Source organism: Streptomyces alkaliphilus, from assembly GCF_014141535.1.
GTDB lineage: Bacteria > Actinomycetota > Actinomycetes > Streptomycetales > Streptomycetaceae > Streptomyces > Streptomyces alkaliphilus.
Map to the genome: position 1 here is coordinate 1 of NZ_VKHT01000221.1, position 6,164 is coordinate 6,164.

The following is a 6,164-nucleotide window of genomic DNA, read 5'->3' on the forward strand; positions in this document are numbered from 1 at the left end:
GCCCCGCACGGGGCCACCCGGGGCGGGAGGCCCCGTGCGGGGCATCCGTGACTTCCATCATGCCGCCGCGGGGGACCCGGGCGCTCCCCGGAAGGCGTCCCCGGTCCGCGCCTCCCGAAGGGGGCCGGGCGGGGAGCGGTCGGCGGTGGAACCGTGGTCAGGCCGCCTCGGCGGGACGGGCCCCCTCGGGAACGATGCCCCGGGTGGACTCGATCACCGCGCGCAGCTTGCGGGCCAGCGCCTCGTAGAACAGGCTCAGCGGGAACTCGTCGGGGTGGACGTCGTCGACCAGTTTGCGCGGGGGCAGCGAGAGGTCCAGCGCCTCCGGTCCCTTCGCCCAGGTGGAGGCCGGGTGCGGGGACAGGTACGTCGAGACCAGTTCGTACGCCTTCAGCCAGTGGACGAGCTTGGGCCGGTCGATGCCCTCCCGGTAGAGCGTCTCGATCTCACCGCGCAGCCGGTCGGTGACCTCCGCCGCCCGGTCCCAGTCGATGGTGAGACGGTTGTCGGTCCATCGCAGGGCGTCGTGCCGGTGAAGGTAGGCGAAGAGCAACTGCCCACCGAGGCCGTCGTAGTTGCGGCTTCGCTCCCCGGTCACCGGGAAACGGAAGAGGCGCTCCAGCAGGACGGCACACCGCATGTCGCGGCCCTGGCGCATGCCCTCGGCGGCCAGCCGGCCCGCCTCGTGGAAGGCGGTGAGGTCGCAGCGCAACTCCTCCAGCCCGTACATCCAGAACGGCTGCCGTTGCTTGATCATGAAGGGGTCGAAGGGCAGGTCCCCGTGGCTGTGCGTACGGTCGTGGATCATGTCCCACAGTACGAAGGTCTCCAGGCACCGCTGCTGATCTGTGAGCAGCCCCCGGACATCCTCGGGAAGCTCCAGCCGGGTGACCTCGCAGGCGGCGGTGACCACGCGACGGAAACGGGCCGCCTCCCGGTCGCAGAAGATCCCGCCCCAGGTGTATCGGGCCGGCACCTCCCGAACCGCCACCGTCTCGGGGAAGAGCACCGCGGAGTGGGTGTCGTAGCCGGCGGTGAAGTCCTCGAACGCGATCCCCAGGAAGAGCGGATTGTCGTAGCGCGTGCGCTCCAGCTCCGCCAGCCACTCGGGCCACACCAGCCGGAGGACCACGGCCTCCAGGTTGCGGTCGGGGTTGCCGTTCTGGGTGTACATGGGGAACAGCGCCAGGTGCTGTCGGCCGTCCCGCCGCTCGCGGGCGGGCTCGAAGGCGGTGAGGGAGTCCAGGAAGTCCGGGACGCCGAAGTCCTCCCGGGCCCAGCGCCGCAGGTCCTCCACCAGGGCGCGGTGGTAGTTCGCGTCGTGCGGCATGAGCGGCGAGAGACGTCCGACCCCGTCCACGACCTCCTCCACCAGAGCGCGCAACCGCTCCCGGTTCGGGGTGTCGGCCCCCGCCGGGGGAATGGACCCGTCGGCGACCTGGGCCGCCCGGAGCTCCTCCACCGCGACCTTCAGATCCCGCCAGGCCGGGTGGTCCACGACCCGCCGACCGGCTTCCCCGGCCGCCGGGGGCCGCGGGGACGCCTCCACCGGGGACACGGAAACCGACTGACCCGCCATGGTCTCTCCCTCACCTTCTCCGGAGCACCGCGCTCGACGCGGAAGTTTTTCGCCTGGCAGCACCGTAACCGGCAAGTCCGAGCGCTCACAACCGCTGACGCCGTAAACCTTGCGGCGCAGAGGCATTTCTCACGTCAATCCTCCCGTGTATCGCGGCGACCGGGGAGAAGGACCGGATGAATTCCGGATGACCGTCGTGCGTGACGGGCCCCGGGGCGTCCGGGCGGGACTAGGGTGACGGCGCCGTCCGATCCGGGACGGCAACGCCCCCACCCCCGGGAGACGAAAAGCCATGCCCATGCTCACCATCGGACACCGGGGCCTGATGGGGGTCGAACCGGAGAACACCCTGCGGTCCTTCCGCCGCGCCCGAACCGAGGGCGTGTCGGTGATCGAACTGGACCTGCACCTGAGCCGGGACGGTCACCCGGTGGTGATGCACGACGCGACCGTGGACCGCACCACCGACGGGACCGGCCGCGTCGCGGACCTCGACCTGACCGAGTTGCGGGCCCTGGACGCCGGGGCCGGCGAACGGATCCCCCTGTTCACTGAGGTGGCCGAGGAGGTGGACCTGCCGATCCAGGCCGAGATCAAGGACCCCGCCGCCGCCCGGGTCCTGGCGGGGATCATCACCGAACGCTCCCTGCACGACCGGGTCCGGGTCATCTCCTTCCACGACGAGGCGCTGCGGACCATCCGTGCCCTGCTGCCCGACATCGCGATCGCCGCCGTGGCCGGCCGGTCCACCCCCCGTGCCCCGGAACGGGCCGTCGGCGTGGGGGCCGACATGGTCTCCTGCGAACTCCCGGAACTGACCGCGGAGGTCGTGGAGCGGTGCCGGCGGACCGGGATCGCCGTCATCGCCTGGACCGTGAACACCCCGGCCGACCTGGCCCGGGCGGTGGAGCTGGGATTGGACGGGGTGGTCACGGATGAACCCTCGATCGTCTCCGCCGCCCGCGCGCTACCCTCCGGTGGGAGGACTTCCGCCCCGGTCACCGCACCGGCCGCACCCCGTTGACCACAGTGGCCCGAACCCCCGGGGGACCGGTGCGTCCGAGGCCTCACTCCCCTGTGGGGAGGAGGTCCTTGATCAGGGTCTCGAATCGCAGATCCGGCCGTCGGGGCAGACCGAAGCGCGGATCACCGTAGGGGAAGGGTGTCGTCCGACCCGTGCGGCGGTACCCGCGCCGCTCGTACCAGGCGATGAGGTCGTGACGCAGCGAGATCACCGTCATCTCCATCCACCCGGCACCCCACTCCCGCGCCGCCATCCGTTCGGCCTCCGTGAGCAGTCTCCCGCCCAGGCCGGCCCCCTGGGCCCGGGGGCGGACGGCGAACATCCCGAAATAGGCGTGACAGGCGCTCTCCGTCCCACCACCGGCGGACCCGTCGTCCCCGCCGGTCCTCCGCGAGAGGTGGCAACAGGCGAGTGGCGGGGTTCCGTCCCCGTGCTCGGCGAGCAGGACCCGACCGTCGGTCGCGGTCACCAATCCCACCACCTCCCGGACGTCGGTGCGCTGCCCGTCCAGGAGGTCGGCCTCGGTGGTCCACCCCTCCCGGCTGGAGTCGCCCCGGTAGGCGGATTCGACCAGGGCCACCACGGCGTGGACGTCCTCCGGCCCGGCGCGACGGATACGGGGCTCGACCCTCCCGCCCCGGGGCTGCGTACCGGCCGGGTCGATGCCGGGGAACAACCCCCCGGCGGAGTGCTCGGCGGGTGCGGCGGTGTCGGTCATGGGCCGATCGTAGCCCCGGCCACGCCGTGCACCCGTGCGCTCCCCGCGCCCCCGCCGAAGGGGGCGTCCATCGGGGAGACATCCCGATGAGCGCCCGTTCCGGTTTCCCCCGCGCCGGGGGATCCGGGTGGGGCGGCGGACGGTCCCCGGGAGGTGGTCGTGCACGCACCGGCACCGGTCGGTTGGCTCATGGCCGTGGTCTGCGCGGGCACCGGTCTGTACTGCCTGCGCTCGGCCCACCGCTCCACGGGGGGATCACGGCAGAGCGCCGCGGTGGAGGGGGGGATGCTCCTCGGCATGACGGTGATGGCCGTCCCCTTCGGCACGACGCCCCTCCCCCCGGGACTCGTTCCCGAGGGTTTCGCGGAGGGCGGCCTCCGCGGAACCTGGCCCGTCGTGCTGCTCTTCCCCGCGCTGGCCCTGTGGCCGCTGCTGCGTCCGCGTCCCGGTACGGGGCACCGGGCCCACCATCTGCTGGAGGGGGCCACGATGGGGTGGATGGTTCACCTCTGGCTCCTCGGGGGCGGGCACGCGGCCCCGGCGGCGGGGCCCCCGGCGGTGGTCGGCACGCTGTCGGCCGCGTACTTCGCCGGTTACGCCCTGCGGACCGGCTTTCGGCTGGTGCCGTCCGGACCGGCCCCGGCCCCGGGCCCCGGCCGTCCGCCGGAGATGGCCGCCGCCTGTCGCATCGTGACCGCGGTGTCCATGGCGATCATGCTGGTGGGGATGTGAGGCACGGCACCGCGCGGTTCCCGGATCCGGGGGATCCGGCCCGTGTCCCCACCGGAACGCGCCCACTAGGCTGGGGACATGCTCATCGCCCTCATCCTGCTCGCGTTGGGCGGCCTCACGGCGTTGACCGCCCCCCGCGTGATGGCCCGTGTCTCATGGCCCGACCGGGAGCCGGTGATCGCGCTGTGGTTGTGGCAGTGCGTGGTCGTGGCGGTCCTGTTGTGCTGCGCTCTGGCCATGGCCATCAGCGGCGCCGCCGCCTGGCAGGTGGTCAGGGAGGGGTTGTTCGCCCCCGCTCCCGCCGGGGTCCTGGACGCCTACGCCCTGCCCCCGGAGGGAGCGTGGATCGCGGCGCCCCTGGCCCTGGCGCTGGCCGCCGGTGGTCTGTGGACCGCGGTGATGCTGGTGCGCGAGGTACGGCTGGCACGGGCGGTGCGCCGCAGGCGACGCGCGGAGCTCCTCGCCCGTCGTCCGTTGTTGCCCGGCGAGGAGGAGGACGGCGGCCGCCTGGTGATCGTGGAGGATCCGCGCCCCGACGCCTGGCTGCTGCCCGGTTCCGACGGCCGGCTGGTGATCACCACGGCGGCCCTGGCCCGCCTCGGCGGTCGGCGACTGGACGCCGTGATCGCCCACGAACAGGGCCACGCCAGGGCCCGACACGACTGGCTGCTCCACTGCGCGGGCGCGCTGGCCCGGGGCTTTCCCGGCGTTCCGGTCTTCGCCGCCTTCCGTTCCCAGGTGCACCGTCTGGTGGAACTGGCCGCGGACGACGCCGCCTCCCGTCGCTTCGGACGGCTGACCACCGCGCTGGCCCTGGTGGACCTCAACGGGGAACGGGGCGGGTTCGGCCCCTGCGCCGGCGCCGACCCCCGGCGGCGGCAGTTGCCGCAGCGGGTGGACCGACTGTTGGCGCCGGGACGGCGCTTCACCCCCTCGCGCCGACTGCGGATGACGGCCGCGGCGGCGCTGGTGCCCGTCGTGCCGCTGTTGGTGGCCTTCGGGCCGGGGCTGTCCTCCCTGCGCTGACCCGCTCCGGGGCGGGTCCTCCCCGCCCACGGGAGCCGACTCAGGGCAGCCGCCAGTCCACCGGCTCCGCGCCCTGTTCGACGAGGAAGGCGTTGGCCCTGCTGAAGGGACGGGAACCGAAGAAACCGCGATCGGCCGACATGGGGGAGGGGTGCGCGGACTCCACCGCGGGGATCGGCCCCAGGAGGGGACGCAGATTCCGGGCGTCCCGGCCCCACAGGATCGCCACCAGTGGTCCCCCGCGGGCCGCGAGGGCGCGGATGGCCTGTTCGGTGACCTCCTCCCATCCCTTCCCCCGATGGGCGCCGGGGCGGCCCGGCGCGGTGGTCAGGGCACGGTTGAGGAGCAGCACCCCCTGCGCCGTCCATGGCGTCAGGTCTCCGTTGGAGGGCCGGGGCACTCCAACGTCCTCCCCCAGCTCGCGGAAGATGTTCTCCAGGCTGCCCGGCAACCTGCGCACCGTGGGCGACACCGCGAAACTCAGTCCGATGGGCATGCCCGGCGTCGGGTAGGGATCCTGACCCACGATCAACACCCGTACGTCGTCGAACGGTTGTTGGAACGCCCGCAGGACGTTCTCGCCCGCCGGCAGATAGGTGCGTCCCGCCGCGATCTCGGCACGGAGGAAATCCCCCATCGCCGCGATGCGGCCCGCCACGGGTTCCAGGGCCTTCGCCCACCCCGGTTCGACAAGTTCGTTCAACGGTCGCGCTGCCACAGCACGGCACTCTACTGCCGTTCGGGGGAGGTGTTTTCCGCCTTCCCGGCCCGCTCCCGCCACTTCCCTCCGTCCGGGTTCGGCTCCCGGTCCCGTCGGGCGGGGCGCCCGCTGCCGGGACGGGCCGGACCCGGCGGTCGAGGAGGGCGGGAAGGCGGGGAGGGCCGCGAGGTTCCGGGTCCACCGTGTCGAGTGCTTCCGTCCCGGCGATTCCGACGAGTCCGACGGGTTCGCGACGTGGCGGGGTGCCGTGGTGGGCGCCGCCACGGGACGGACCCCGGCCGACACGGCACTAGGCTGCGCCCGAGCCGGTTCACCGGGTTCACCGTGACGCACCACCCCGCGGCGTGCCCGTCGACCCCTCTCC

6 protein-coding genes are annotated in these 6,164 nt (G+C 73.3%); 3 read left to right on the plus strand and 3 right to left on the minus strand.

Features of this window, described 5'->3' with window-relative positions; translation table 11 throughout:
* Positions 1–157 precede the first annotated feature (157 nt).
* Positions 158–1,579: a DUF6421 family protein gene (locus tag FNQ90_RS09620; RefSeq protein WP_194432375.1), complete on the minus strand. Its 1,422-nt coding sequence runs from the start codon at positions 1,577–1,579 to the stop codon at positions 158–160.
* 292 nt (positions 1,580–1,871) lie between these two features.
* On the opposite strand from FNQ90_RS09620, the gene FNQ90_RS09625 reads away from it, so the two are divergent.
* The gene (locus tag FNQ90_RS09625; protein WP_182605981.1) at positions 1,872–2,603 is read left to right on the plus strand and encodes a glycerophosphodiester phosphodiesterase; all 732 of its coding nucleotides are present in this window, start codon (positions 1,872–1,874) and stop codon (positions 2,601–2,603) included.
* Positions 2,604–2,646: 43 nt separating this feature from the next.
* On the opposite strand, the gene FNQ90_RS09630 is transcribed toward FNQ90_RS09625, so the two are convergent.
* Positions 2,647–3,321: a GNAT family N-acetyltransferase gene (locus FNQ90_RS09630; RefSeq protein ID WP_182605982.1), complete on the minus strand. Its 675-nt coding sequence runs from the start codon at positions 3,319–3,321 to the stop codon at positions 2,647–2,649.
* 159 nt (positions 3,322–3,480) lie between these two features.
* On the opposite strand from FNQ90_RS09630, the gene FNQ90_RS09635 reads away from it, so the two are divergent.
* Both FNQ90_RS09635 and FNQ90_RS09640 read left to right on the plus strand, forming a co-directional pair.
* Complete coding sequence (locus tag FNQ90_RS09635; protein WP_182605983.1) at positions 3,481–4,053, plus strand: DUF5134 domain-containing protein; 573 nt, start codon at positions 3,481–3,483, stop codon at positions 4,051–4,053.
* 78 nt (positions 4,054–4,131) lie between these two features.
* On the plus strand, positions 4,132–5,079 hold the full coding sequence (locus FNQ90_RS09640) for a M56 family metallopeptidase (RefSeq protein ID WP_143623901.1): 948 nt from the start codon (positions 4,132–4,134) through the stop codon (positions 5,077–5,079).
* Between the two features lie 40 nt (positions 5,080–5,119).
* Here FNQ90_RS09640 and FNQ90_RS09645 read toward each other — a convergent pair whose 3' ends face one another.
* Positions 5,120–5,797: a uracil-DNA glycosylase gene (locus tag FNQ90_RS09645; protein ID WP_182605984.1), complete on the minus strand. Its 678-nt coding sequence runs from the start codon at positions 5,795–5,797 to the stop codon at positions 5,120–5,122.
* Positions 5,798–6,164 lie beyond the last annotated feature (367 nt).